At 73.7% G+C, this 25492-nt stretch carries 20 protein-coding genes; 10 read left to right on the forward strand and 10 right to left on the reverse strand.

Annotated elements, in window-relative coordinates:
- Nucleotides 1-285: 285 nt before the first annotated feature.
- Complete coding sequence (locus BUE43_RS29150) at nucleotides 286-1299, reverse strand: Lrp/AsnC family transcriptional regulator (protein WP_073489530.1); 1014 nt, start codon at nucleotides 1297-1299, stop codon at nucleotides 286-288.
- Nucleotides 1300-1379: 80 nt separating this feature from the next.
- Between BUE43_RS29150 and BUE43_RS29155 the strand changes: the two genes are divergently transcribed.
- Nucleotides 1380-2606 (forward strand): CynX/NimT family MFS transporter, encoded by a 1227-nt coding sequence (locus BUE43_RS29155; RefSeq protein WP_083960281.1) that lies wholly within the window; start codon nucleotides 1380-1382, stop codon nucleotides 2604-2606.
- 250 nt (nucleotides 2607-2856) lie between these two features.
- Entirely contained in the window at nucleotides 2857-6840 is a 3984-nt protein-coding gene (gene hrpA / locus BUE43_RS29160; RefSeq protein WP_073489532.1) for an ATP-dependent RNA helicase HrpA, read from the forward strand.
- 224 nt (nucleotides 6841-7064) lie between these two features.
- Here the strand turns inward: hrpA and BUE43_RS29165 are convergent, their stop codons facing one another.
- The 5 genes from BUE43_RS29165 to BUE43_RS29185 all read right to left on the reverse strand — a co-directional run bounded on the left by BUE43_RS29165 (nucleotide 7065) and on the right by BUE43_RS29185 (nucleotide 12571).
- Nucleotides 7065-7805 carry a class I SAM-dependent DNA methyltransferase gene (locus BUE43_RS29165; RefSeq protein WP_073489534.1) on the reverse strand — a complete coding sequence of 247 codons (741 nt, stop codon included), beginning with the start codon at nucleotides 7803-7805 and terminating at the stop codon, nucleotides 7065-7067.
- Between the two features lie 237 nt (nucleotides 7806-8042).
- Complete coding sequence (solA, locus tag BUE43_RS29170; RefSeq protein WP_073489536.1) at nucleotides 8043-9194, reverse strand: N-methyl-L-tryptophan oxidase; 1152 nt, start codon at nucleotides 9192-9194, stop codon at nucleotides 8043-8045.
- Between the two features lie 128 nt (nucleotides 9195-9322).
- Nucleotides 9323-11281, reverse strand: coding sequence for a glycoside hydrolase family 84 protein (locus BUE43_RS29175; RefSeq protein WP_234995990.1), 1959 nt, complete (start codon nucleotides 11279-11281; stop codon nucleotides 9323-9325).
- An 82-nt stretch (nucleotides 11282-11363) separates the two neighbouring features.
- Nucleotides 11364-11792 (reverse strand): hypothetical protein, encoded by a 429-nt coding sequence (locus BUE43_RS34845; RefSeq protein ID WP_200797716.1) that lies wholly within the window; start codon nucleotides 11790-11792, stop codon nucleotides 11364-11366.
- 71 nt (nucleotides 11793-11863) lie between these two features.
- A complete protein-coding gene (locus BUE43_RS29185) occupies nucleotides 11864-12571 on the reverse strand; it encodes a CBS domain-containing protein (protein WP_073489638.1) in 708 nt (235 codons plus the stop codon).
- A gap of 270 nt (nucleotides 12572-12841) precedes the next feature.
- On the opposite strand from BUE43_RS29185, the gene hypF reads away from it, so the two are divergent.
- From hypF to BUE43_RS29205, 4 genes are all read left to right on the forward strand, one after another.
- The gene (gene hypF, locus BUE43_RS29190; protein WP_073489538.1) at nucleotides 12842-15175 is read left to right on the forward strand and encodes a carbamoyltransferase HypF; all 2334 of its coding nucleotides are present in this window, start codon (nucleotides 12842-12844) and stop codon (nucleotides 15173-15175) included.
- A gap of 144 nt (nucleotides 15176-15319) precedes the next feature.
- On the forward strand, nucleotides 15320-15739 hold the full coding sequence (locus BUE43_RS29195) for a pyridoxamine 5'-phosphate oxidase family protein (protein ID WP_073489639.1): 420 nt from the start codon (nucleotides 15320-15322) through the stop codon (nucleotides 15737-15739).
- 956 nt (nucleotides 15740-16695) lie between these two features.
- Nucleotides 16696-17064, forward strand: coding sequence for an adenine nucleotide alpha hydrolase family protein (locus tag BUE43_RS33855; protein ID WP_073489541.1), 369 nt, complete (start codon nucleotides 16696-16698; stop codon nucleotides 17062-17064).
- Nucleotides 17065-17562: 498 nt separating this feature from the next.
- The gene (locus tag BUE43_RS29205; RefSeq protein ID WP_073489543.1) at nucleotides 17563-19305 is read left to right on the forward strand and encodes a sensor histidine kinase; all 1743 of its coding nucleotides are present in this window, start codon (nucleotides 17563-17565) and stop codon (nucleotides 19303-19305) included.
- Nucleotides 19306-19372: 67 nt separating this feature from the next.
- Here BUE43_RS29205 and BUE43_RS29210 read toward each other — a convergent pair whose 3' ends face one another.
- The 3 genes from BUE43_RS29210 to BUE43_RS29220 form a co-directional block, all read right to left on the reverse strand.
- Nucleotides 19373-20056, reverse strand: a complete 684-nt coding sequence (locus tag BUE43_RS29210; protein WP_073489545.1) for a response regulator — start codon at nucleotides 20054-20056, stop codon at nucleotides 19373-19375.
- Between the two features lie 100 nt (nucleotides 20057-20156).
- Nucleotides 20157-20540: a hypothetical protein gene (locus BUE43_RS29215; RefSeq protein WP_073489547.1), complete on the reverse strand. Its 384-nt coding sequence runs from the start codon at nucleotides 20538-20540 to the stop codon at nucleotides 20157-20159.
- Entirely contained in the window at nucleotides 20525-21253 is a 729-nt protein-coding gene (locus tag BUE43_RS29220) for a CBS domain-containing protein (protein ID WP_073489549.1), read from the reverse strand. Before BUE43_RS29220 ends, BUE43_RS29215 begins: the two co-directional genes overlap by 16 nt.
- A gap of 279 nt (nucleotides 21254-21532) precedes the next feature.
- On the opposite strand from BUE43_RS29220, the gene mtnC reads away from it, so the two are divergent.
- The 3 genes from mtnC to BUE43_RS29235 are packed head-to-tail and all read left to right on the forward strand — an operon-like array spanning nucleotide 21533 to nucleotide 23525.
- A complete protein-coding gene (gene mtnC, locus BUE43_RS29225; RefSeq protein WP_073489551.1) occupies nucleotides 21533-22255 on the forward strand; it encodes an acireductone synthase in 723 nt (240 codons plus the stop codon).
- On the forward strand, nucleotides 22252-22944 hold the full coding sequence (mtnB, locus tag BUE43_RS29230; protein ID WP_083960286.1) for a methylthioribulose 1-phosphate dehydratase: 693 nt from the start codon (nucleotides 22252-22254) through the stop codon (nucleotides 22942-22944). Before mtnC ends, mtnB begins: the two co-directional genes overlap by 4 nt.
- A complete protein-coding gene (locus tag BUE43_RS29235) occupies nucleotides 22941-23525 on the forward strand; it encodes a 1,2-dihydroxy-3-keto-5-methylthiopentene dioxygenase (RefSeq protein ID WP_073489553.1) in 585 nt (194 codons plus the stop codon). The genes mtnB and BUE43_RS29235 overlap by 4 nt, the downstream gene beginning before the upstream one ends.
- Nucleotides 23526-23638: 113 nt before the next feature.
- Here BUE43_RS29235 and BUE43_RS29240 read toward each other — a convergent pair whose 3' ends face one another.
- Nucleotides 23639-24811 carry a CapA family protein gene (locus BUE43_RS29240; protein WP_073489555.1) on the reverse strand — a complete coding sequence of 391 codons (1173 nt, stop codon included), beginning with the start codon at nucleotides 24809-24811 and terminating at the stop codon, nucleotides 23639-23641.
- 233 nt (nucleotides 24812-25044) lie between these two features.
- Here BUE43_RS29240 and BUE43_RS29245 point away from each other — a divergent pair, with 233 nt between their 5' ends.
- On the forward strand, nucleotides 25045-25488 hold the full coding sequence (locus BUE43_RS29245; protein ID WP_083960298.1) for a nucleoside deaminase: 444 nt from the start codon (nucleotides 25045-25047) through the stop codon (nucleotides 25486-25488).
- Nucleotides 25489-25492 lie beyond the last annotated feature (4 nt).

Raw genomic sequence — 25492 nt, forward strand, 5'->3', positions numbered from 1 at the left:
TGCCAGACGACACCCATGGCGCCGCTGCCGATGCGCTGCAGCAACCGGTAGCGTCCGGCGACCAGGCGACCCTCGTCGCTCACCGGCGGCTCCCCCGTGACTGCTCGTGGACCAATCAGCGCCCCACACTAGTGCCCCGGGGGCCGACACGATCGACATGCGGGCCGAGCCGGGCCGTTGCCACCCGACGGGTGCGGCTGGTCGGCGGCGTCGTCATCCTCCGCGACCCCGACGGCGACCGGGCGTCACCCGCCCGCGCGATGCTTCCCCGACCGGGTCAGCGGCTCAGCGACGGCCGCCGTCCCGGCGCTGCTCGTCCCTGGCCGGTCCGGACAGCCCCGGCTCCACGAGTCGGCTGCCGACGCGCAGCAGGCCGGCGCGCTTGAGGGTGCGCAGGATCGGGGAGAGCTCCGTCCGGATGACCCCGGGCAACCGGCCGACGACCGCCGTGAGGAAGTCGTACAGGCCCGGCGGGTCCACGACGGCCAGGCCGACGAGGAGGTTGGCCGGCCCGGAGGTCGCGACGGCGAACCGGACCGCCGGCTCGGCGGCCAGCCGCGCGCCGACCTCCTCCAGGTGCGCGGGGTGCACGGCCAGCCAGAGCAGCGCCTCGGTGCCGTACCCGAGCAGCGCCGGGTCGACCTCGGTCACGAACACCACCGCCCTGGCCGCGCGCAGCGCCGCGATCCGGCGGCCGACCGTGGTCGGGGTGACCCGCAACTGCTCCGCGAGCGCGGCCAGCCCGGTCCGGCCGTCCCGGCCCAGCGCGGCGAGCAGCCGCTCGTCCAACTCGTCCAGCCGCACCCGGTCCGGCGACTCCTCGCGGGTCCTGGGCCGCCCGGTCTGCCACGTGTCGGGCGTCGCGAACATGCGCAGGACCAGGTGCTGCTCGACGCCGAGCACGTCCCGCGCCTGGGGCAGGTGTTCCAGCACCAGCGCGTCCCGGTCGGCGGTGGTGCGGGTGTAGACGGTCACCGCGAGGTCGTGGCCCCCGGCGAGCTGGTGCGCCCAGACGGTGTCGGGCCGCGCCGCGATGGCCTGGCCGACGCGCAACGCGGCGCCCCGCTCCGTGCGCAGCCGGAGCTGGAGGGGGTGCCAGCCGACGACGTAGGGGTTCACCACCGCCACGACCCGGAGGAGTTGCGCCGAGCGCAGGCGGCGGTAACGCCGCGCGACCGTCTGCTCCGAGACCCCGAGCTCGGCGGCGAGCGCGCTCCAGTGCGCCCGACCGTCGGCCCGGAGCGCGAGCACGAGGGCGCGGTCCAGCTCGTCCAGCGACGCGGGGGAATCGAACGGCACGAGAACCCATCATGGCGGATTCCGACTACTGGTCGGCGCTGGCTGGAAGAACGGGGCGTCGGACCGGGAGGTTCGGCGCCATGACCGCCGTGTCCGAGGCCGCCCAGCCCACGCCCGACCCCGCCAGCCCGCCCACCGCCCCCGGCCGGGGCGCCGCGCGCCCGGCCCTGGTCGCCGCCGCGATCCTGCTCACCGCGGTGTCCCTGCGCCCCGTGCTGACCGCCGTGGGGCCGCTCAGCGGCGACATCCAGCGGGCGACCGACCTGCCCGGCAGCGTGGTCGGGCTGCTCACCACCATCCCGCTCGCGGTCTTCGCGGTGTCCTCCGCGCTGGTGAACCGGCTCGCGCGGCGGCACGGGATCGAGGCGGTGCTGGTCGGGGGCATGCTCGTGCTGACCGCCGGCGGACTGCTGCGCTGGCTGCCCGGCACGACGGCGCTGTTCGCGGGCACGGTCGTGCTGGCCTTCGGGCTCGTCGCCGGCAACGTGCTGTTGCCGGGCATCGTGCGCAGGGACTTCCCGCACCGGGTCGGCGTCATGACCAGCCTCTACACCACGGCGATGTCGGTGTCGGCGGGCGTGGCGGCCGGCGTCGCGGTGCCGATGGCGCACGACTGGGGACTGGAGTGGCGGGGCACGCTGAGCGTGTGGGTGGCGGTCGCGGTGCTGGCCGTGCTGGCCTGGCTGCCGCTGATCCGGGAGCGGCACGTCCCGGGCGCGGCGGCCGCCGGCCGGCCCCGCCGGCTGTGGGGTTCGGGCCTCGCCTGGCAGGTGACCGTCTTCTTCGGGCTGCACTCGCTGCTGTTCTACGTCTGCAGCGCCTGGCTGCCGGCGATGCTGGGAGCGCGCGGGCTGTCCGCGGCGACGGCGGGCGCGCTGGGCGCCGCCTACATGATCGCCGGTGCGGTGTCCTCCCTGGTCGTGCCGGCCGCCGCCAGCCGCCGCCCGAGCCAGCGCCCGGTGGTGGCGGTCATCCTGGGCGGCGAGGTGCTCGGCGCGCTGGGCGTGCTGCTGGCGGACGGTCCGGCGCTGGTCGGGTCGGTCGTGGTGCTCGGGCTGGCCTCCGGCGCCGGTTTCGCGCTGTCCTTCCTGTTCTTCGCGGTGCGGGCCGGGGACGGGCCGACCGCCGCCCAGCTCTCCGGCATGGCGCAGACGGTCGGGTACGCGCTGGCCGCGACCGGTCCCCTGCTGTTCGGGCTCCTGCACGACGCCCTCGGCGGCTGGACCGGCCCGGTGGTGGGTCTGCTGGCGGTCCCCGCGCTCGCGGCGACGGTCGGGTTCGGCGCCTCCCGCGCGGCCCACGTCTGACCCGCCGCCGCCCCGGACGGGCGACCCGGGCGTGTTGTCCTGCTCACGTCGGTGGCCGGGCGAAGGGGGCATGTCGGCGCGCGCGGCGGCGTTGAACCGGGGGCTGTCCCCATCCGCGCGCCCCGCTGAGCAGTGCCGGCGTCCGGCCGCCGTCCGTTCGGCGGGGGCCGGTTCGCGGGCCGACGCGGCGGGGGCGGACGATAAACCTGAGGTCGAGCGACGCCGACCTTGCCTACCCTGATGCCCCGTTATGGAAACGCCGCCCGTGAACCTCTCACCCGCCGACCTGCGGGAACGCCTGTCCGACCTGATGCTGCGCGACCAGCGGCGCCTCGGGCGCCGGCTGGACGGCGTCCGGGGGACCCGCTCCGCCGAGGCCCGGCAGGCGGCCCTGGCCGACATCGCCGCCGAGATCGACCGCGCCGCGCTGCGCGTCGAGCGGCGGCGCGCCGCCGTGCCCCGGATCGAGTACCCGGCGGCGTTGCCGGTCAGCCAGCGCAAGGACGAGATCCTGGCCGCCGTGCGCGACCACCAGGTCGTGATCGTGGCCGGCGAGACCGGCTCCGGCAAGACCACCCAGCTGCCCAAGATCTGCCTGGAGCTGGGCCGGGGCGTCCAGGGCCTGATCGGGCACACCCAGCCCCGGCGGCTGGCCGCGCGCAGCGTGGCCGACCGGATCGCCGAGGAGCTGCACGGCGAGCTGGGCGACGCGGTCGGCTACAAGGTCAGGTTCACCGACAAGATCGGCGAGAACACGCTGGTCAAGCTGATGACGGACGGCATCCTGCTGACCGAGATCCAGCACGACCGGCTGCTCAGCCAGTACGACACGCTGATCATCGACGAGGCGCACGAGCGCAGCCTCAACATCGACTTCATCCTGGGCTACCTCAAGCAGCTCCTGCCGCGCCGGCCCGACCTCAAGGTGATCATCACCTCGGCCACGATCGACCCGGAGCGGTTCTCCCGGCACTTCGGGGACGCCCCGATCGTGGAGGTCTCCGGCCGGACGTATCCCGTCGAGGTGCGCTATCGCCCGCTCACTGGAGGTGCTCGGGGGCGATCATCGTCCTCTTCCGCCCGTGAGCACCGACCGGGTGCGGGTGTCCCGCAGAACACCGACGAGGAGGCGGAGGAGGTCGACAAGGAGCGCGACCAGGTCCAGGCGATCTGCGACGCGGTCGACGAGCTCCGCGCCGAGGGGCCGGGCGACATCCTCGTCTTCCTCAGCGGCGAGCGGGAGATCCGCGACACCGCCGACGCGCTGGGCAAGCTGAAGCTGCCCAACACCGAGGTCCTGCCGCTGTACGCGCGGCTGTCGACGGCCGAGCAGCACCGGGTGTTCGCGGCGCACCCCGGGCGGCGGATCGTGCTGGCGACCAACGTCGCCGAGACCTCGTTGACCGTGCCGGGCATCAAGTACGTGATCGACCCGGGCACCGCGCGGATCTCCCGCTACAGCCACCGGCTCAAGGTGCAGCGGCTGCCGATCGAGCCGGTCTCGCAGGCGTCGGCCAACCAGCGCAAGGGCCGCTGCGGCCGGGTCTCCGAGGGCATCTGCATCCGGCTGTACTCGGAGCAGGACTTCCTGTCCCGCCCGGAGTTCACCGATCCGGAGATCCTGCGCACGAACCTGGCCTCGGTCATCCTCCAGATGACCGCGCTGGGCCTGGGCGACATCGCCGCGTTCCCGTTCGTCGAGCCGCCGGACCGGCGCAACATCGCCGACGGCCTCGCGCTGCTGCACGAGCTGGGCGCGATCGACCCGACCGAGAAGGACGTCCGCAAGCGGTTGACCCCGCTGGGCCGTCGGCTGGCGCAACTGCCGATCGACCCCCGGCTGGCCAGGATGGTGCTGGAGGCCGAGCGCAACGGCTGCGTGCACGAGGTCATGGTGATCGCGGCGGCGCTGTCCATCCAGGACCCGAGGGAGCGCCCCACCGACCACCAGCAGGCCGCGGCGGAGAAGCACGCGCGGTTCGCCGACAAGGAGTCGGACTTCCTGTCCTTCCTGAACCTGTGGCAGTACCTGCAGGAGCAGCAGAAGGCGTTGTCCTCCAGCCAGTTCCGCCGGTTGTGCCGCACCGAGTTCCTCAACTACCTGCGGGTCAGGGAGTGGCAGGACCTGTACGGCCAGCTCCGGCAGGTGGTGAAGGGGATGGACATCACCCTCAACGACCTGCCGGCCGACCCGCAGCGCGTGCACGTCTCGCTGCTGTCCGGGCTGTTGTCGCACATCGGCCTGAAGGACGCCGAGAAGCAGGAGTACCAGGGCGCGCGCAACGCGCGGTTCGCGATCTTCCCCGGCTCGGTGCTGTTCAGGAAGACGCCGCGCTGGGTGATGGCCGCCGAGCTGGTGGAGACCTCCCGGCTGTGGGGCAGGGTGGCCGCCAAGATCGAGCCCGACTGGGTCGAGAAGCTGGCGCGGCACCTGGTCAAGCGCAGCTACAGCGAGCCGCACTGGGAGAAGAACCAGGGCGCGGTCATGGCCATGGAGAAGGTGACGCTCTACGGCGTGCCGATCGTGGCCGGGCGGCGGGTCAACTTCGGCCGCATCGACCCCGAGTTGTCCAGGGAGCTGTTCATCCGGCACGCGCTGGTGGAGGGCGACTGGCACACCCAGCACAAGTTCTTCGAGGCCAACCGCGAGCTGCTGCGCGAGGTCGAGGAGCTGGAGCTGCGGGCGCGGCGGCGCGACATCCTGGTCGACGACCAGACGCTGTTCGACTTCTACGACCAGCGCGTGGGCAAGGAAGTCGTTTCGGCGCGCCACTTCGACACGTGGTGGAAGAAGGTCCGCGCCGAGCAGCCGGACCTGTTGACCTTCGACCGGTCGATGCTGGTCAACGAGCAGGCCGGCGGGATCACCGCCGGCGACTACCCGGACTACTGGCAGCAGGGCGAGGTCCGGCTGCCGTTGACCTACCAGTTCGAGCCGGGCCGCAGCACCGACGGCGTGACCGTCGAGGTGCCGCTCCAGGTGCTCAACCAGGTCAGCGGCGACGGGTTCGCCTGGCACGTGCCGGGTCTGCGGTACGAGCTGGTGACGGCGTTGCTGCGGTCGCTGCCCAAGCCGACCCGCCGGCACTTCGTGCCGGTGACCGACTACGCGCGGGCGGTGCTGGCGCGGATGTCGCCCGGCGAGGACGAGACCGTGCTCGACGCGTTGGAGCGGGAGATCCGGCGGCTCAGCGGGGTGAGCGTGCCCCGCGACGCGTGGCAGCTCGACCGGGTGCCCGCGCACCTGAAGGCCACCTACCGGGTGGTGGACGAGACGAAGCGCGTGGTGGCCGAGGGCAGCGACCTCGGCGAGCTGCGCCGGCGGCTCAGGAGCCGGTTGCAGGCGACGTTGTCGGCCGCGGCCAGCAACGTGGAGCGGGACGGCCTGCGGGACTGGACCATCGGGTCCCTGCCCCGCCGGGTGGAGCGCGAGCGGGCGGGCTACGTGGTGACCGCGTTCCCGGCCCTGGTCGACAAGGGCGACTCGGTGGCCGTGCGGATGTTCGAGAGCGAGGACGAGCAGCGGGATGCCATGTGGCGGGGCACCCGTCGGCTGCTGACGCTCAACGTGCCCGCGCCGGGCAAGTACCTGCGGGGCCTGAGCAACCAGGCGAAGCTGACGCTGAGCCGGAACCCGCACGGCGGGGTGGCCCCGCTGCTCGACGACTGCGCGGCCTGCGCCGTGGACCGGCTGATGGCCGACGGCGGGGGCGTGGCCTGGGACGAGGCCGGGTTCGCCGCGTTGCGCGAGCGGGCCAGGGCCGGGTTCGGCCCGGTGCTGGTGGAGGTCGTGAACCAGGTCGAGCGCGTCCTGGCCGCCCGGCAGAGCGTGGACACCCGGCTGGCCGACGCGCGGTTCGCGCCGGCCGACTCGCTGGCCGACATCAAGGGCCAGGTGGCCGCGCTGGTCTACCCGGGATTCGTCACGGCGACCGGCCTGTCCCGGCTGGCGGACGTCGTGCGGTACCTGCGGGCGGTGGAGCGGCGGCTGGAGAAGCTGCCGGAGAACCCGCGCCGGGACCAGGAGTGGACGGCGCGGGTCGCCCAGGTCTGGGAGGAGTACGAGGACCTGGTGCGGCAGGCGCCCCCGCACAGCCCGGCCGCCGAGGGGCTGCGGCAGATCCGGTGGATGATCGAGGAGTTGCGGGTCAGCTACTTCGCCCAGACGATCGGCACGCCGCACCCGGTGTCGGAGAAGCGGATCCACAAGGCGATGGACCAACTCCCGCTCTGACCCGCCGCCCTGAACAGTCCACTGTGGACAGAGGTGGACAGGCGCCGGCCGACGAGGTCGGGCGGCGCCTGCCCACGGGGCGGCCCCGCGACGAGCGGGGCTCGTGGTCACCGGTCCGGTTGGTCACCGGTTCGGCTTGGTCGCAGGTTCGGCTTGGTCGCAGGTTCGGCGTGGCGAAAGCGTTCGCGCACGAGTTCCGTGGCGACGGCCAGCGCGCCGGGCGGCTACTGCTCCGGGAGGCGGTAGACGGAGACGTGGTAGGCGCTGGTCTCCGTGAACGGATCGCCCGCCCAGCTCCCCCAGCGGTGTTCCAGCCGCAGCCCGGCGATCCGGGCCATGAGGTCCATCTCGAACGGCGCCACGTAGCGGAAGGGCGAACGCACCTGCCGCATCCCCTCGCCGGGCGCGAGGAAGTAGTGCGAGACGTGCCGCCGCGCGAACCGGTCGACCTCGCGCAACCACACCATCGGCCGGCCGTCGACGGTGGCGGTGATCTGGAGCGGGATGCCGGCGATCTGCACGCTGTCCAGCACCAGCGCGTCCAGTGCGAACCGGCCGCCCGGCGCCAGGTGGTGCGCCACGTTCTCGAAGCAGCGCACCTGGGCCTCCAGCGACGGCAGCTCCGCGAACCCGCCGTTGGCCAGGTAGACCAGGGAGAACCGGTCGGCCACCGGCACGTCGGCGAGCTCGCCGAGCGTCACCGGCAGCTCGGCGCCGCCCGGCCTCTCCCGTAACCGCGCGATCCTGGCCGCTGAGCCGTCCACGCCGCGCACGTCGACTCCCCGCGCCCGCAACGGCAACGCCAGGCGGCCGGCGCCGACCCCGAGCTCCAGGACCGGCCCCGCGCCGGCGAGGCCGGCCAGACGATCCACAGTGGATTCGACGTGCGCCGGGTCGCGGAACCCGATGTCGTGGAACTCGGCGACGCCGGCCCCGTCGATTCCCACGTTCCCGTTCTCGGACATGGAGCCATGTTAGGAGCGGAAACCGACAACTCGGCCGCCGTGACAGGGGATCGAGGCGGAATCACCCCAATGCCCCAACGTCTCCGGCCTCCCCACCTCCTGGTTCCCACCAGGGAGTTGTCGGGGAGTGAACGCGGCGCGGACGGCTTCTTAACGGCCTCACAACGCGAAAACGGGCGGGGCCGGGCGACCCTTTCCTATTCGCGGCCGCGCGGCATTCGGCTGGTGGGAGCGGGGTCAGGCCGGCGACGGGAACGGGCGGCGGGGATCGAACAACGCGATCGGGTGCCGCGTTTCCCCGGTCTCGACGAGGTCGGCGAGGATCTCGCCGACGACCGGGACGAACTTGAAGCCGTGGCCGGAGAACCCGCACGCCACGACGACCTGGGGGTGCGACGGGTGGCGGCCGATCGCGAAGTGGCGGTCGGGAGTGTTGGTGTACAGGCAGGTCGTGGCCCGCAGGAACGTCCCGGGCAGGGTCGGGACGCGCGGCGCCAGGTGCCGGGCGAGGGCGTCGACCTCCGCCGGGCGCACCACGCGGTCGACGGTGTCGGCGGCGCAGACGTCGACGCGGCGGTAGAAGGCGGCCTTCACGCCGTCCCCGGGGTCGTCGTGCGCCGGGATCGCGTAGATCCGCTCGCCGGTGGCGTCCTCCCAGATGAGGATCGGAAGCCGGGTGTAGGGGCCGATTCCCCCGCGTGGCGCGAACCAGAACTGCACCTGCCGCTCCACGGTGAACGGGATGTCCAGGTCGGCCAGCAGGGCCGGGGCCCAGGCGCCCGGGCAGATCACCGCGCGGTCGGCGAAGTGGGTTCCTTCGCCGGTGACGACCCGGACGCCCTCACCGCGCGGGTGCGCGTGCCAGTCCAGCACCCGCTCGCCGAACCGGAGGTCCGCCCCGGCGGCGGCCGCCCGCTCCAGGTGCGCGGTCACGGCGGCCTCCGGTCGCACGAACCCCGCCCGGGGTTCGAACAACGCCACCTCGTCGTCGTTCGGCGTCAGGACGGGGAAGCGGGCGCGGATCTCCCGCGCGTCGAGGATCTCGTGCGGCAGGTCCCAGTGCTGGGCGGAGCGCCGGCTGCCGGCCACGAGCGCGCTGTCCGGCGAGCCGACCATCAGGCCGCCGGTCACCGTGAGCAGGCGCCGGCCGGACTCGCGCTCCAGCTCCTCCCACAGCTCGAAGGCCCGGCGCACCAGCGGAACGTAGGCCGGGTCCTCGAAGTAGGCCTGGCGGATGATCCGGGACCCGCCGTGGCTGGAGCCCCGGTCGTGCGCCGGGCCGAACCGCTCCAGCCCCAGCACCCGGAGGCCACGGCCGGCGAGGCGGTGGGCGGCCGCGCCGCCCATGCCTCCCAGGCCGATCACCACGACGTCGTAGGGGGCGCCCATGGGGACATCGTGGCCGTGCCGGGCAGCGGCGGGAACGTTTCCCACCCACACGCGTCTCCCCGCGGCGCGGCCGGGCCTTCCTTCCCGCCCGCCGCGCGAACACGAGCGCCCGCGGCGAGCTCACCGGATCACAGCGTGCGCGCCTGACCGAGGAAGGTGTCGAGAACACCGTCGGCGACGCGGACGACACCGGGTTCGCTGGTGATCCCGGGTCGGGTCCGAATCCCGTTCGTCTGGTCGGCGAGCTCCTTCGCCTCCTGGAACACCGCTTCCGCCTGGGCCGTGTTCCCGCCGGCCTTGGCGGCGAGCGCGTCGCACGTGCGGGACAGGGCGCGTCCCCACAACGACAGCGCGGTCAGCCACGGGTCCACGTCGTCGACGAACTCGCGGTCGGCGACGCCGTCGTGGATGACGGACCGCGCGTCGATCATGCGCTGGGCGGTCGACCGGAGGGCGGTCAGCGCGGCGTCGCGCTCACCTCGGGCCCAGGCGGCGCGGAAACCATCGAGCTGGCGGGCGAGTTCGGGGGCCTGCGGGCGCAACGGGTCGCCGTTCGGGTCCGGAACGTGGTGTTCGACATCGATGAGAAGCAGCAACGCGCGGACGACGTCCTCGTTGCCGTTGGCCAATCGCCGTGCGGCGGCGCGCGCCGACTCGGCCGCGTCGTAGCCGGCCGGGTTCCACGCGAAGTCGGCCGCGGTGAACAGCGGGAGCTCGCTGGCCGCCGCCTGGTTCATGGGATTCAGCAGGACACCCGCCAACTCCCGCATCGCCCCGGCCTCGCGTCGGTCGTAAGGAGCCAACAGCAGACGGCCGGCGGAACCGTTGAAGTCGTTGGTCGGGTAGTTGTCCCACAGCAGCACCTTGCGGCCCCACACCTCGCGCGCCCGTCGGGCGTCTCCGGCGGTGACCGCGCTGGGCAGCACGCCGACGCCGGTCCACATGACGCGCACCCGGGGGTCCAGGAGCTCCCGGAGCGCCCGCTTGTACGGCGAGTTCACGACCTCGCTGTACTGCACGGGAACCATCTCCAGCGGCTCGGTGTCGGCGAAGGTCTCCGCCAGGTCGCGCTGGAGCGCGTTGAGCAGCTCGGCCTGCGCCTGGCCGAACGTGGCCTCGGTCAGGAGCCCGTACCGCGCGAGGTCGTCGGCGCAGCTCCAGGCCGGCAACGGGGTGATGTCGTCGAGGGCGACGGAGAACGAGCGCACGCCCATGTCGTGGACGGCGCGCATCTTCCGCCGCAGGGCGTCGCGGTCGGCCTCCCCGCTGTGGCAGACCGACTGGCCGGGCGAGATCGCGAAGGTGAAGCGGACGTGGTTCCGCTTCGCCTGGCGGACGAGCTGCGCGAGTTTCTCGGCTTCCTCGGCGGGGTAGGGCTCGCGCCACCGGTCGCGGTGGTAAGGGTCGTCCTTGGGCGCGTACAGGTAGGTGTTCATCTTCATCGCGCCGGAGAAGGCGAGGTGTTCCATTCGGTCCTCAAAGGACCACGGCCGGCCGTAGAAACCCTCCACGACGCCGCGGATCGGGACGGTGGGGTGGTCGACCACCGTGACTCCCGCGACCGCGCCCCGACCTGTGAGCTGTCGGAGGGTCTGCGCCGCGTGGAAGAGGCCGTCCGCGTCCTGGCCCGTGAGGACGACCGTCGGCGCGCCAGCTCGTCGACCGGCCGTGAGGACGTATCCCTCGGCCGGAAGTGTTGAGGGGACAGGAGTTCCGAGGGCCGTCAGCGCACGCGTGACGTTCTGGTCGCCCAGGGTTCCGAGCACCACGGACAACGTGTTGGTGTCACTGGTTTTCCCGTCCGCCACATCGCCCACGTCCACCTGGCTCGCACCTGCCGAGCGGAGGACGTCGCCGACCACCTCTGTCGTGGGCTGGTCAACCTCCTTGCCGACGTGCAGGCGGACGACTCCGGGAACGGACAGGTCCTGACCGATCCGGCTGACGCGTTGCGGGGTGGGGCTGACCTCGGGCCAGGTTCGGGGTTCCGGGCCGCGCACCGGCGTGTGGGCCGAGGGTGGCGTGCTCTCCGGGGAGGCCGACGGTACCGCTCCACCGCCACAGCCGGCGCTGAGAACCAGGACCACTGCGCCGAACACCCCGAACACGCCGAACACCGCGCTCCGCGCGAGGCGTCGTGGCTGTGGTGCCTGTCCTCGCCGGAACAGCTCAACGCGCACGCTCGCCGCCCCGATCCGGAAGGGGACGCACGCGGTCGAGAAGCCATCGGCCGACGAGCAGCAACGCGACGAGCCAACTCTGGGGAACCAGCAGGAAAACCGACGTGCCGACCGAGGACAACGGCGCCCGCAGGGGAAACAACAGGCCGTACCACGCGATGCTGATCCCGGCGACCAGCAGCGCGCTCATCGGCCAGACGAGGGTTCCGACGAGTTTGACCCGGACGTCCCAGCACCGCCGGGACCACAGGGCGGCCACGCCCACCAGCCAGCCCACCACGGGCAGCAGGAATCCCCCGAACAGCACCAGCAGAACCACCCAGTGCTCGCTCCGCACCCGCCGTTGTTTGTCCACTGTGGACTGACTCGGTCGCGCGTCGTCGGTGGGCGGGGTGGTGTCGTTCTCGTCGGCCCTCACACAACCAGGACGCGTGGGACGGGCATCGGTTGAGGCCTCGGTTCAGGCGGCAACGACGTCGGACCTCCGGGTCAACGCAGGCGATCACGCAACGCCCGGGTCTCGCGCCGCGCCGCCGGCGGGTCGACGTAGAGGCAGCCGAGCTGGTTGACCACGTCGACCACCCCCGGTAACGCCCGGGTGAGCCACACCGCCAGCTCGACGTCGCTGCGCCACTGCAACCGGCCGGTGAGGGTCACCACGCCCTCGCTCACCGTCACGGTGACCGTGCCCGGCCGCGCCCCGAGTATCCGGCCCAGGACCTCGTCCGCCACGTCGGCCCGCACGGCCTCGTCCGGCCGCAGGGAGCTCCGGAGCAGGTCGCGGCGGGTCAGCACGCCCACCAGGCGGCCGACCTCGTCCACCACCCACAGCCGGGCCACCCCCCGCGCCGAGAGCCGCCGCGTCGCGTCCACCAGGGACGCGCCGGGCTCGATCGTGGTCGCGGGGATGCTCATCCGGTCCCCCGCCACGGGGCCGCGCGGCGCCTGCCACCAGGTGCGGCGGTGGCGCGCCGCCGGCACGAGCTCGGTCTCCTCGGCGTCCAGTTCGGCGTCCAGTTCGGCCACCGACACCCGGCCCTCGGGGACGACCCCGACCAGCGTCCCCTTCGGCGTCACCACGGGCACGGCCCGCACGCCGTGCCGCGCGAGCAGGTCGGCCACCTCCCGCAGGGGTGTCTCCGGGCGCACGCTGATCACGTCGCCGGTCATCGCGTCGGCCACCGTCGCTCCGCGCATCACGGTCTCCACCCGTCGGTCCCGCCTTCCGAACAGCCTGTTCCGTCCGAACACGCTGTCGAGCCTGGCCGCCGGCTTCCTCGGCGGACAGAGTCGAAGGTCGGCGCGCCCCGGGAGCAGAAAGCCCCTTTAGGGGGAAAGAGAATCCGACCGCCCGCGCGGGGGCCGTGGCCGGCGCGCGGGGCGCCGGCACTGCGGATACCGTCGGAATTCGTGGCTGAGGGTCCGAGGGCCCTTCCCGGTGTCCGCGGGCGCCGACTCGGTCGACGCATGGCCGCCACCTCCGGCGAGGGCCACCACACCGCTGCCCGCATCGAGGTGCACGGCCTGGTGCAGGGCGTGGGCTTCCGGTCGTTCGTCTACCGGTTGGCCACCGCCCTGGGCCTGTCCGGCGACGTCCGCAACGACGGGGGGCGGGTGGTCGTGCGCGCCGCCGGTCCGGCCGCCGCGCTCAGCGCGTTGGCGAGCCGGCTGGCGCGCGAGGCCCCGCCGGCCGCCAGGGTCGGCTCGGTGGTCGTGGCCGAGCTGCCCGACCACGTGCTGTGGGAGCGCGGCTTCCGGGTCGTGGACAGCACCAGGGACGACGCGGAGCCGGGCGCCCCCAGGGAGGTGGCCCCCGACCTGGCGACCTGCGCGGACTGCCTGACCGAGCTGTTCGACCAGGACGACCGCCGCTACCGCTACCCGTTCCTGAACTGCGCGGAGTGCGGTCCGCGGGCGACGGTCATCGAGGACCTGCCCTACGACCGGGCGCACACCACGTTGCGGCACTTCCCGCTGTGCCCGAAGTGCGCCGAGGAGTACCACGACCCGACGAACCGGCGGTGTCGGGCCGAGCCGACGGCCTGCCCGACCTGCGGTCCCCAGCTGGTGTGGAACCCGAGGGGCTCGCGGGTGGCCACGCACCTCGCGGACGCCGCCCTCGTGGCCGCCGAGCAGGTGGTCGCCGGCGGAGGCGTGATCGCGGTGAAGGGCGTCGGCGGCTACCAGCTCGTGTGCGACGCGGCCGAGGAGACGGCCGTGCGCCGGCTGCGCCGGGTCAAGGGCCAGCCGCACCGGCCGTTCCCGGTGATGGTGCGCGACCTGGCCGCCGCGCGGTCGCTCGCCGCGCTCGACGCCGACGCGACCGCGTTGCTGAACTCCCCGGCGCGCCCGGTCGTCCTGCTGCCCGACCGGGTGCCCGACGGGGTCGCCGCCTCGGTGGCCCCCGGCCTGGCGGAGCTGGGGGTCCAGCTCCCGCACAGCCCGCTGCACCACCTGCTGATGGCCGACCTGGACCGGCCGCTGGTGATCACGAGCGGCAACCGCGGCGGCGAGCCGGTGATCGTCGAGGACGAGCACGCGCAGAGCGTGCTGGGCGCGGTCGTGGACGGCGTCCTCGCCCACGACCGGCCGGTCTGGGCCCGGTACGAGGACTCGGTGCGACGCGTCGTCGCCGGCCGGCCCACGACGCTGCGCCGGGCGCGCGGGCACGCCCCCGCCCCGCTGCGGATGCCGCTGACCGCGCCGGGCCCGGTGCTCGCGGTGGGCGCCCAGCTCGCCCACACCGCCGCCCTCACCCTCGGCGACCACGTGGCCCTGACCCCGCACGGGGGCGACCTGACCACCCCGTCCGCCGTGGCCACCTTCCAGGACACGATCACCCGGTTCACCCGCCTGCACGGCGTCGAGCCCGAGGTGGTCGCGCACGACCTGTGCCCCGCGTACGTGACGTCCCAGTACGCCAGGGAGTTCGCCGCGGAGCGGCGGATCGGCGTGCAGCACCAGCACGCGCACGCGGTGGCCACCGCCGCCGAGCACCGGGTGACCGGACCGTTCCTCGGGGTGGTCTACGACGGCACCGGGCTCGGCGAGGACGGCACCCTGTGGGGCGGGGAGGTCCTGCTGGCCGACTACCGGACCTACCGGCGGCTGGCCCGGTTCGGCACCGCGCCGCTGCCCGGCGGCGAGGCCGCGGCGCGGCGGCCCGCGTGGACGGCGCTGGGCTACCTGCTGGGCGCGGAGCGGCTGGGCAACCACATCACGCCGTCGGTCGCGCCCGACCTGCTGGAACGCCGGCCCGCCGACGAGGTCGCCGGCATCCGGCGGATGCTCGTCGCCGGGGTCAACTGCCCGCGCTCCTCCAGCGTCGCCCGGCTGTTCGACGCCGTGGCCAGTTTGCTCGGGCTCTGCGACGAGGCGGGCTACCCCGGGGAGGCCGCCCTGCGCCTGGAGGGAGCGGCCGGCGGGCGGACGGACCAGCCCGCGCTGGGCTGGCGCCTGGTGTGCCGGGACGAGGAGTGGGTGTACGACCCGGTGCCGACGCTGTGGGACGTGCTGGTCGCGGCGACCGACAGCCCGCCCGAGCTGGTGGCCGCCCGGTTCCACACCACGATGACGGAGGTCACCACCGCCCTGGTCACCCGGTGCGCCTCGGCCACCGGAGTGCGCACGGTCTGCCTGGGCGGCGAGGTGTTCCAGAACCGGCTGCTCACCGCCTCGGTCGTGCGGGAGCTGACCCGGGAGGGCATGGAGGTCCTGGTGGGCGAGCGGGTGCCCGCGCACGACGGCGGGATCAGCTACGGCCAGGCCGTCGTCGCCGCGGCCCGGCTCGCCGGCGAGTGAGCCCGCCCGCGGGTCGCGCAGATCGGGGACCTTGGACCCTGGTGGGAGAGGCCGTTCCGGCCTGACCGTGGGGTTTCGCGGCGAACGATGGCGTCCGCGACCTCGTCCGCGCCCCGCGCGGACTCCTCGCGGAAGGAGCCGGACGTGCGTTACGACAGGACGGGCCTGCAGGTGCTCGACGAAACCGAGTGCCTGCGGCTGCTCGGCTCGGTCCCGGTCGGGCGGATCGCCTTCACCCACGACGCCCTGCCGGCGGTGCAGCCGGTGACCTTCGTGGTGCACGAGGGCGCGGTGGTGTTCCGCACCCGGGAGGGCAGCAAGCTGGCCGCCGCGACCCGCAACGCCGTGGTCGCCTTCGAGGTCGACGAGTTCGACGCGGCCACGCGCAGCGGCTGGAACGTGACCGTGGTGGGGCGGGCGCGCGTGGTCACCGACCCCGACGAGCTGGCCGCGCTGGCCGCACTCGACCTGCGCCCGTGGGCGCCCGGCCAGCGCGACCGCTACGTGCAGATCAGCGTGGAACTGGTGCAGGGCCGACGCGTCCCCGGCCGGAGCCGGGTCTGAGCCGGCGAAGGTCCCACGCTGCCCTCCCGCCCTGCCCAAACGGGTGGTCGGCGGGGGCTGGGGTGGCCGGCTGGGACGACCACCGGAGTGGGCGACAGATGGCCGGTCGCGGTGAGAGTGGACGAGACCGCGCACGCCAGGACGGCAGCGTCGTGTGCCGCGCGGGACGAGACGGCGGCGTAGGGCGCCGCACCGCACGTCGTTCACGCCACGCAATGGCCACTGGCCCGCTTTCCCGGCGGGCCGATCACCCCCAGCGCCCGCGACACACTGACCGCAGCGGCACCGCACTTGGTGCGCGAGGCGCGGGCAGACCTCGACCCGATCACCCCACACGAGCTGACCGAGCTCCGAACCCGGGGCGAGCACCGGCTGCCCGGGGTCACCACCGACACCAGGGAAGTGGTGCGCTGCGACGAGGGCTACACCTCCAGCCTCGCCGCTCACGACCTGCGCCGCCTCGGCCTGACCCACGCCACGGATCTGGTCGGCGAATTCCGGGCGTGGAAGAGCGCCACGCTGGACGACGTCCACGCCGCACCGCGGTCGCTGGTCCCCTCCCCCGGCGGACCGATCACCACCAGTGCCCACGAAGTCCTTGCCACGCCGGCAACCGCCTGTTGGTCAACAGTGCGGACGCCTGCCAAACGGAGGACCCGGGTCTGGTCGTGTGCACCGAAGTGTCGGCGCGCGAGGCGGCGGCCTGTCCAGTGGTGGTCGTGTGGTTTGCCGACGACGTAGTCGGAACGGCACTCCAGCGCCGCCGGGCGGCCCGGTGGTGTTGGGCATCGACACGTCGGCGACGAGCAACGCGGCCACCCGACACACCTGCCCGCTGGAGAACGACGTCCTCAGCCACCTCATGGCACCGGGCGGCGCGGGACAACCAGCTCGCGCAGGCCGAGCAGGAGACGCAGGAGCGCATCGCCCCCTGGCGGCCACGCTTCCCCAGAGAGGTGTTCGCGCAGTTCACCTTCAACGTCATCGGGAACAACTCGCCGGCGCCACCGGACGACCCGCCGGTGTTGGAGATCGACAGCTTGGCGACGAGCGACACAGCCACGACGATCGCGTTCGACACCACCACCCGGCACACCTGCCCGCTGCACAGCTTGCACACCTTGCACAGCCCACTGGACATCGACTCCCTCCACCACCTCATCGCACCGGGGCCGGCACGGGACAACCAGCTCGCGCAGGCCGAGCAGGAGGTTCGGGAGCAGGTCGCGCCGGCGTGGCGACGCTTTCCAGGGCGGAGGTCGTGTGATTCGCCGACGATGTCGCCGGGAACGACCCGCCGGCACCACCGGACGACCCCGTGGTGATGGGCATCGACGGCTCGGCGACGAGCAACACGGCCAGGGCACTCGCATTCGGCCGCACCGCTCGGCACATCCGCCCGCTGGCGATCTTGCATACATGACACAGCCCGCCGGACAGCGACTCCCTCCACCGCCTCCTGGCAGCGGGGCCAGTGTGGAACGACCAGCTCGCGCACGCCGAGCGGGAGGCGCGTGCCTGGCTGGTCGGGCTCGGGCTCGGGCTCGGGCTCGGGCTCGGGCTCGGGGTCAGGGTCAGGGTCAGGGGATGTGGCGGGGTGGCCAGCGGTGCGCTCGGCTCCACCAAGCATGCCGTCGTACTGACCTGGTATTGGTCTACTTAGGACTGTCCATGCAGGACAGACAGGTGAGCTGGTCGGTGGGGCGGCGGGGTGAGTGCGCCCGAGCGTCGTCGCGGGCATGTCGCGCGTATATCGTCTCGATCATGCCTGTCCCGCGAGCGGCCGCCCCCGTCCCGACCACCCGCACGCCGCGGAGACGCTGATGGCCAGGGAGATCCCGGTCGAGCCGAGCGGCGACGCGCCGGTGCACGCGACGTTGTCCGGGCTGCGGCTGGACGAGTTGCTGGGCGAGGTGCAGGACCGGCTGGCGGAGATCGTCCGCACGCGGGACCGGTTGCAGGGCCTGCTGGACGCGGTGCTCGCGGTGGCCGCCGGGCTGGAGCTGGAGACCACGTTGCAGCGCATCGTGACCGCGGCCACGGAGCTGGTGGACGCGCGGTACGGGGCGCTGGGCGTGTTGGGCGCCGGCGGCGGGATCTCCCGGTTCGTCCACGTGGGCATCGACGAGGAGACGAGAGCGCGGATGGGCCACCTGCCCGAGGGCAGGGGCCTGCTCGGCCAGCTCATCCGCGACCCGCGCCCGCTGCGCCTGGCCGACCTCACCGCGCACGCGGCGTCGGTCGGTTTTCCGGCCAACCACCCGCCGATGCGCACTTTCCTCGGTGTGCCGGTCCGGGTGCGCGACGAGGTGTTCGGCAACCTCTACCTCACCGAGAAACGGGAAGGCGAGTTCACCGCCGACGACGAGGTCGTGGTGCGGGCGCTCGCGGCGGCGGCCGGCATCGCGGTGGACAACGCCCGGCTGTTCGAGCAGACCAGGCTGCGGCAGCGCTGGTTGGAGGCCAGCAGCGAGATCACCACCGAGCTGCTGTCCGGCGCGGCGACCGAGGACGCGCTGCGGTTGATCGCCCGGCGGGCGCTGGAGCTGGCCAGGGCCGACTGCGCGCTCATCGTCCTGCGCCCCGCCGGTCAGGAGGGCTGTTGGCGGGTGGCCGCGCACGCCGGCGACCTGGACGCCGACGTCCTCGGCGGCCCGGTGACGACGGATCTGCCGCTGGTGGCGGAGGTGTTGACCGGCGGGGCGCCCGTGCTCGCCGCCGACCTCCTCCCCGACGACGGCGACCGGGGGCACCCGCTGGCCGGGTGGGGCCCGGCGCTGGCCGTGCCGCTGGTGTCCGACCGGGCTGGCGCGACCACGAGCGGCGTGCCGGCCGGTGTGGTCCTGGCGCTGCGCCGGCGGGGCGCCGAGCCGTTCCTGCCGGACGAGGTGCCGCTGCTGGCCTCGTTCGCCGACCAGGCCGCGATCGCGTTGGAGCTGGCGGCCAAGCACCACGCCCAGCGGGAGCTGGACGTGCTGGCCGACCGCGACCGCATCGCCCGCGACCTGCACGACCACGTGATCCAGCGGTTGTTCGCCACCGGGCTGGGGTTGCAGGGGACGTTGCGGCGCAGCGCCGACGCCGAGGTGCGCCGGCGCATCCAGCAGGCCGTGGAGCAGCTCGACCAGACCGTGCGGGAGATCCGCACGTCGATCTTCGACCTGCACACGCCGCCCAGCGAGGAGGAGACCAGCCTGCGGCGGCGACTGCTGGACGTGATCTCCGAGGCCAGCGGCGACGGCGACCTGACGCCGGCCGTGCGCGTCTCCGGCCCGGTGGACACCCTCGTGCCCGCCGAACTGGGGCAGCACGCCGTGGCGGTGCTGCGGGAGGCGGTCAGCAACGCCGTGCGCCACGCGCGTGCGTCCACAGTGGACGTGATCGTGGACGCTGGTGACGACCTGGTGTTGGAGGTCGTCGACGACGGGGTTGGCATTGATCCCGCGGTGGCGCGCAGCGGTCTGCGGAACCTGGAGCAGCGGGCGAACGAGTGCGGCGGCGGGTTCACCGTGCGGCCGGAGCCGGGTGGCGGGACGCGACTGCGCTGGCAGGCGCCGCTGCGGTGACACCACTGCGGTGACCGCCGCTTTTCCTCACCGGGGAAAGAAAAAGCGCCGAGGCGGGACGGGCTGATCAGGAGTGGGCGCGCCCCTGCCCCGCGGTGCGCCCCTGTCCCGCGGCATGGCCCCACCGCAACTCGGTGGCCAGCACCGCGGCCTGGGTTCGCCGCTGCATCCCCAGCTTCGCCAACAGGTGCGAGACGTAGTTCTTGACCGTCTTCTCCGCCAGGAACATCCGCTCCGCGATCTGCCGGTTCGTCAACCCCTCACCGATCAGCTCCAGGACCGTCCGCTCCTGGTCGGTCAGCTCCCGGAGCGGATCGGCCAGCTCCTGCGCCCGCCGGAGCCGGGACAGCAACGCCGAGGTCGTCCGACCGTCCAAAAGGGACTGTCCAGCCCCGACGGTGCGGATCGCCGCCACCAGGTCGCCGCCCAACACCTGCTTGAGCACGAAACCCGACGCGCCGGCCATGATCGCGTCGAACAACGCCTCGTCGTCGGCGAACGACGTCAGCATCACGCAGCGCAGCTCGGGGAGCCGGGACCGCAGCTCCCGGCACAGCTCGACGCCGTTGCCGTCGGGCAGGCGCACGTCGAGCACGGCCACGTCCGGTCGCGCGGCGGGGAGCAGGGCCAGCGCCTCCCGCACCGAGGCGGCTTCCCCGACCACCTCGACGTCGGGCTCGGGCTCCAGCACGTCGGCGATCCCCCGCCGCACGATCTCGTGGTCGTCGACCAGGAACGTCCTGACCGTCACCGTCCCGTCCTCCCTCTCCACCGGTCCGGCGCCGGCGCGACACCGCCCGGACGACCGGACACCCGAACGACCACAGCCCTGGGCGGGCGGTGGCCGGCGGTCACGACGCCAGCCCGGACCCGCCCCGCGCGCAGGCGGCGAGGAGCTGCGGCAGGCTCGCCACCGCCGCCCAGGACCGCACCGCGGCCGGCGGCCGCACCGGGACGTCCGGGGCGGCGCCGACCACGACGAGTGGCCGACGCGCCCGGACCGCGCACACCGCGCCGTACTCGCGGGTCGTCAGCTCCTCGTCGCGGCCCCGGACGTCCACCACCAGGTCGACCGGCTCACCGGTCAGATCCAGCGGGCACCGCCCGCCAGGTCCCAACGCCCGGCAGAACCCGGTGGCACCGTGGCAGGTGCTCACCCGGCAGCCGAGCGCGCGCAGCCGCCGCACCACCTCGTCGCCGTCGCCGAAGTCCGCCTCCGTCACCAACACGCGCATGTCTGGTCCGCCTCCGTAGATGACGCGGGGCGCAACGTTAGGGCGTCGGCGACACTGTCGAACGCCTTCTTTGGTCCCCCCGCGACGGGACCAAAGTCCTTGATCGTGTTCTCCGGCCAGATCGGGCGCGGGCCGACGCCGCGTCGCGCGGGCGCGCGGTGCACGACCTCGGCGAGCCGGACGCCGGGCACGGTGTGGACCAGGGCGGTGACCACGCGCCGCTCCGCCTCGTCGGCGAACTCCCCGGTGACCGTGACCGCGCCGCCCTCGACCTCCACCCGCCACCAGCCCCGGCCGGCGTAGTCGTCGAGCCGGCGTTGGATGGCCGCGACCAGCACCTCGTCCGGCCGCACCGTCAGGCGCAGCAGGTCGCCCCGGCTCACCACGCCCACCAGCACCTGCGCGGTGCCGCAGGCGGTGACGGGCACGCTGCGGATCTGGTGGTCCAGCAACAGTTGGACGACCTGGGACAGCTCCGCCTCGGCCGGAGCCACCACGGCCGGACTGCTCATCACCGACCACACCGGCGCCGTCGGGTCGCCGACGGCGCGCCGCGCGTCGCCCAGGCTGATCACGCCGAGCACGCGCTCCACCTCGTCGAGCACCGGCAGCGCGGCGACGCCGTGCTCGGTGAGCAGCGCCGCCGCGTCCCCGACCAGGTGGTCGCCGCGGACCCACACCACGTCGCGTGTCATGACGTCCTGCGCGCGCATCGCCGTTCCCTTCGTGTCGACCGGGATCCGACGCTAGGGGCGCGCGGGCGGGCCGGGCAGCGGCCAAGGGCCCTGCCGGGCGGGGCCTTGGTCCCTTCGGTGGGCAGCGCGATCCCGCGTTGCGGGACGGCGGCGCGATCGAGCGGCCCGCTCTCCTCGCGCACCCACTACCCTGCGTGTCGTCGGTGTGTTCGCGGCCACGCCGTGTTCCCAAAACCCGGTGTCCCACGCGCGTTTTCGCCGGAGATCCCGAGCAGCACAGGAAAGGACGTCAGCATCGTGACCATCCCGCTCACCGCCCGGTGGGTCGTCGTCGACATCGAGGGCACCGTCACCGCGACCAAGCAGGTGCACGGGGTGCTCTACGACTACGCCCGTCCCCGGTTGGGCGCGTGGATCGACGACCACCCCGACGACGCGGAGGTGGCGGGCGCGGTGCGGCAGGTGCGGGAGCTGGCCGGCCTTCCCGACACGGCGACCACCGCCGAGGTCGTCGCGGTGCTGCACGAGTGGATGGACGCCGACCGCAAGGCCGCGCCGCTGAAGACGTTGCAGGGCCTCGTCTGGCAGCACGGGTACGCCCACGGCGAGCTGACCATCGCGTTGTTCCCGGACGTCGCGCCCGCGTTGCGGTCGTGGCACGAGGCCGGCGTGAGCCTGGCGGTGTTCTCCTCCGGGTCGGTCGCCGCCCAGGTCGCCCTGTTCGCCAACACCACCGACGGCGACCTCACCGCGCTGTTCTCCGGCTACTTCGACACCGTCAACGCCGGCCCGAAGCGGGAAACCGTCGCGTACGAACGGATCGCCGAGCGGTTGGGCGCGGCGGCGGAGGACCTGGCGTTCCTGTCCGACGTGCCGGCCGAGCTCGACGCCGCCGCGGCCGTCGGCTGGCGCGTGGTGGGGCTGGCCCGCCCCGGCGAGCCGTTCGCCGACGCCGACTTCGGCCCGCACCCCACGACCGACTCCCTCACGCGCCTCCAGGTGGTGGTTCCGCAGCCATGAGCGAGCAGCATCTCTGGCCCACCCAGCTCGACCAGGCCGGCCGGGCGCTGGCCGCCGAGTCCGCCCACTACGCCGCGCTGGGCTGGATGCGGGGCACCTCCGGGAACCTCTCGGTGGTGCTCGGCAGGAACCCGTTGCGGCTGGCGGTCACCGCGAGCGGCATGGACAAGGCCGAGCTGACCCCGCGGGACGTGGTGGTCGTCGACGAGCACGGCGCGGCGGTGCCCGGTCAGCCGGGGCCGGCCCGCAGGCCCTCGGCCGAGGCCGGGCTGCACGCCAGGATCGCGCGGGTGGCCGGCGCCGGCGCCGTGGTGCACGTGCACGCGCTGGCCCCGGTGATCGCCGCCGAGCACTGGCCGCTCGGCGTGGCGCTGCGCGACCTGGAGATGCTCAAGGGGCTCGGCCGGGGCGCGCACGACGACGAGGTGACGATCCCGGTCATCGCCAACGGCCAGGACATGCGGGTGCTGGGCGACGCGTTCGAGGCCGGGTTCCGCGCGGACACCCCGGCGTTGATCGTGGCCCGCCATGGGCTGTACGTGTGGGGCGATGACCTGTACCAGGCGCGGCACCGCGCCGAGTGCCTGGACTGGTTGCTGCGGTTCGTCGTGGCCACCAGGACTGGTCACGCCCACCTGGCCGCGGGCAACGGCGACGCCGTTGTGCTGTCCGAAAGGGGAACCTCATGACCTCGTTGACCGTGTGGCCGGACACCGACCCGGACACGGAGCTGGTGCGCACCGAGGACGCCGACGAGATCCGCGAGGAGCTCAAGCAGCTCGGGGTGCGCTTCGAGCGCTGGGAGGTCGTGCCGGACCTGCCCGCCGAGCCCAGCTCGGAGGAGGTGCTGGCGGCCTACCGGGAGCACGTCGACCGGGTGGTCGACGCCGAGGGCTACATCCTGGTCGACGCGGTGCACATGACGCCGTCCGACGACCCGGCCTGGACGGAGAAGGCGGTCGCGGCGCGGCAGCGGTTCCTGTCCGAGCACACGCACGACGACGCCGAGGACCGGTTCTTCGCCCGTGGGGCGGGCGTGTTCTACCTGCACGTCGGTGACAAGGTGTACGCGGTGCTGTGCGAGGCCGGTGACCTGCTCAGCGTCCCGGCCAACACCACGCACTGGTTCGACATGGGCGTGCGGCCGGACTTCGTGGCGATCCGGTTCTTCCACGACGAGGACGGCTGGGTCGGTAACTTCACCGGGAACCCGCTGGCCGAGGCGTTCCCCGACTTCGACGCCCTGCTGGCGCGCCGGCTGGCGCCCTGAGAACCGCGCTCGCGCCTGCGGGGCCCGAGTAGGAGCGGTGCGGGACCGTGCGCGGGTCCGCGTGCGACCGGAGGACGGTGTTCGGCCCGGCGGGAGCGTCGGGCCGCCTCCGGTCAGTTCGCGGCGATGACCAGGCCTTGATCGGCGGCTCCCCTGCTGGTGAGCACGTCGACGACGCGTTGGTAGGAGGCCGCGTGCGCCTCGCGGTGCGCGGCGGTGTTGACCACGCGCACGACCTCGCCGCCCAGGTGGATCACGGTGGGGACGGCCTCGGCCCTGGTCACCGCGTAGCGACCGTCCGTGCCCTTGGTGAAGGTGAAGCGGGCGACGACCGAGTCCTCGGTGACGCCTCTCCCCTGCTCGGCGACGTGGTTGCCGAGCCCGTAGGCGACCCACTTGCCGTCCACGCGCTCGAAGGGCTGCACGACGTGGCCGTGGTGGCCGATCACCAGGTCGACGTCGGGTGAGGCGAGCAGCCGACGCGCGATCTCGACCTGGTTGGGCGGCGGCTCGTGCACGTACTCCTCGCAGCAGTGCACGGTGGCGATCACGACGTCGGCGCCGGCCTGGCGCACGCGGCGGGCGTCGGCGAGCATGCCCTCGACCTCGGGCACCGACGGGTCGAACAGGTTGACCGACCAGTCCTTGCCGTCCGGTTTGGGGATGCCGTTGAGGCCGTAGGTCCAGGCCAGGTGCCCCACGCGCACGCCACCGACGTCCAGCAGCAGCGGGGTCTGGCTCTCCTCGGCGCTGCGGAAGGTGCCGGTGTGGCGCAGGCCCTTGGCGTCGAGGGTGTCCAGCGTCCGGGCCAGCCCCTCGAACCCGGCGTCGAGCGAGTGGTTCGACGCGGTCGAGCAGGTGTCGTAGCCGGCGTCCCGCAGGGCGTCGACGATCTGGGGTTGGACGTTGAAGGCCGGGTAACCGGTGAACGGCCCCTCCGGCCCGGCCACCGGGGTCTCCAGGTGGCAGATGGCCAGGTCGGCGCCGCTGATCACCGGGGCGACGTCGGCGAAGACGTCGCCGAAGTCGAAGCCGACCCCCTTGGCCGCGCCCGCGGCGGCGGCCTGGCGGACGAGCGCGCCCTCCTGGTGGATCAGCACGTCCCCGGTGGCGACGAGGGTGAACGAGCTGGCGGTCGCGGCGGCGACGGTGCCGGGGGCCGGCGAGTCGCCGGTGGGACGGCGCAGGACGGGGTCCCGCGCGGGGTCGGGCGGCCCGGCGCAACCGGCCACGGCGACGACCATGACCAGCCAGAACGCTCGCCCGAGGTGCTGGGTTCTGGGCATAGGGACGGGATAACACCGGGACGCGGGGGCGGCAGGGCGGGCCACCCGGCCTCACTCCGGGATCGCCCGTTGGTGTCGGTGGGCCGGGCGTCGGCGACCCAGCGTGCCCACCGCCCCCGGTGGTCATCCCCTGGCGAAGCCAAGATCACTCATCTCGCGCATCCACCGCGGTTGACCGGTGGACCATAGTTCGAACCGTGACCACCAGCGAGGGATCACTGGACCCGTGGCGGATGCTCGCCGTCGCCGTGGAGGAGGCCCGCACCGGTTACCGGGAGGGCGGGGTCCCGGTCGGCGCTGCCCTGTTCGGTCCGGACGGCCGGCTCCTGGGGCGGGGGCGCAACCGGCGGGTGCAGGACGGTGACCCGTCGCTGCACGCCGAGACGGACGCGTTTCGCGCCGCCGGCCGCCGCGCCGCCTACCACGGCACCACCCTGGTGACCACGTTGTCCCCGTGCTGGTACTGCGCGGGCCTGGTCCGCCAGTTCGGCATCCCCCGGCTGGTGGTGGGTGAGGCGCGCACGTTCCCCGGCCAGCACGACTGGCTCGCCGAGCACGGCGTCGAGGTGACCGTGCTCGACGACCCCACCTGCCAGCTCCTGATGACGGAGTTCATCCGCACCCGACCGGAGCTGTGGCAGGAGGACATCGGCGGGGAGCCGCGCGGCGGCCGGTGACGGC

It is taken from the genome of Streptoalloteichus hindustanus, from assembly GCF_900129375.1.
Taxonomy (GTDB): Bacteria; Actinomycetota; Actinomycetes; order Mycobacteriales; family Pseudonocardiaceae; genus Streptoalloteichus; species Streptoalloteichus hindustanus.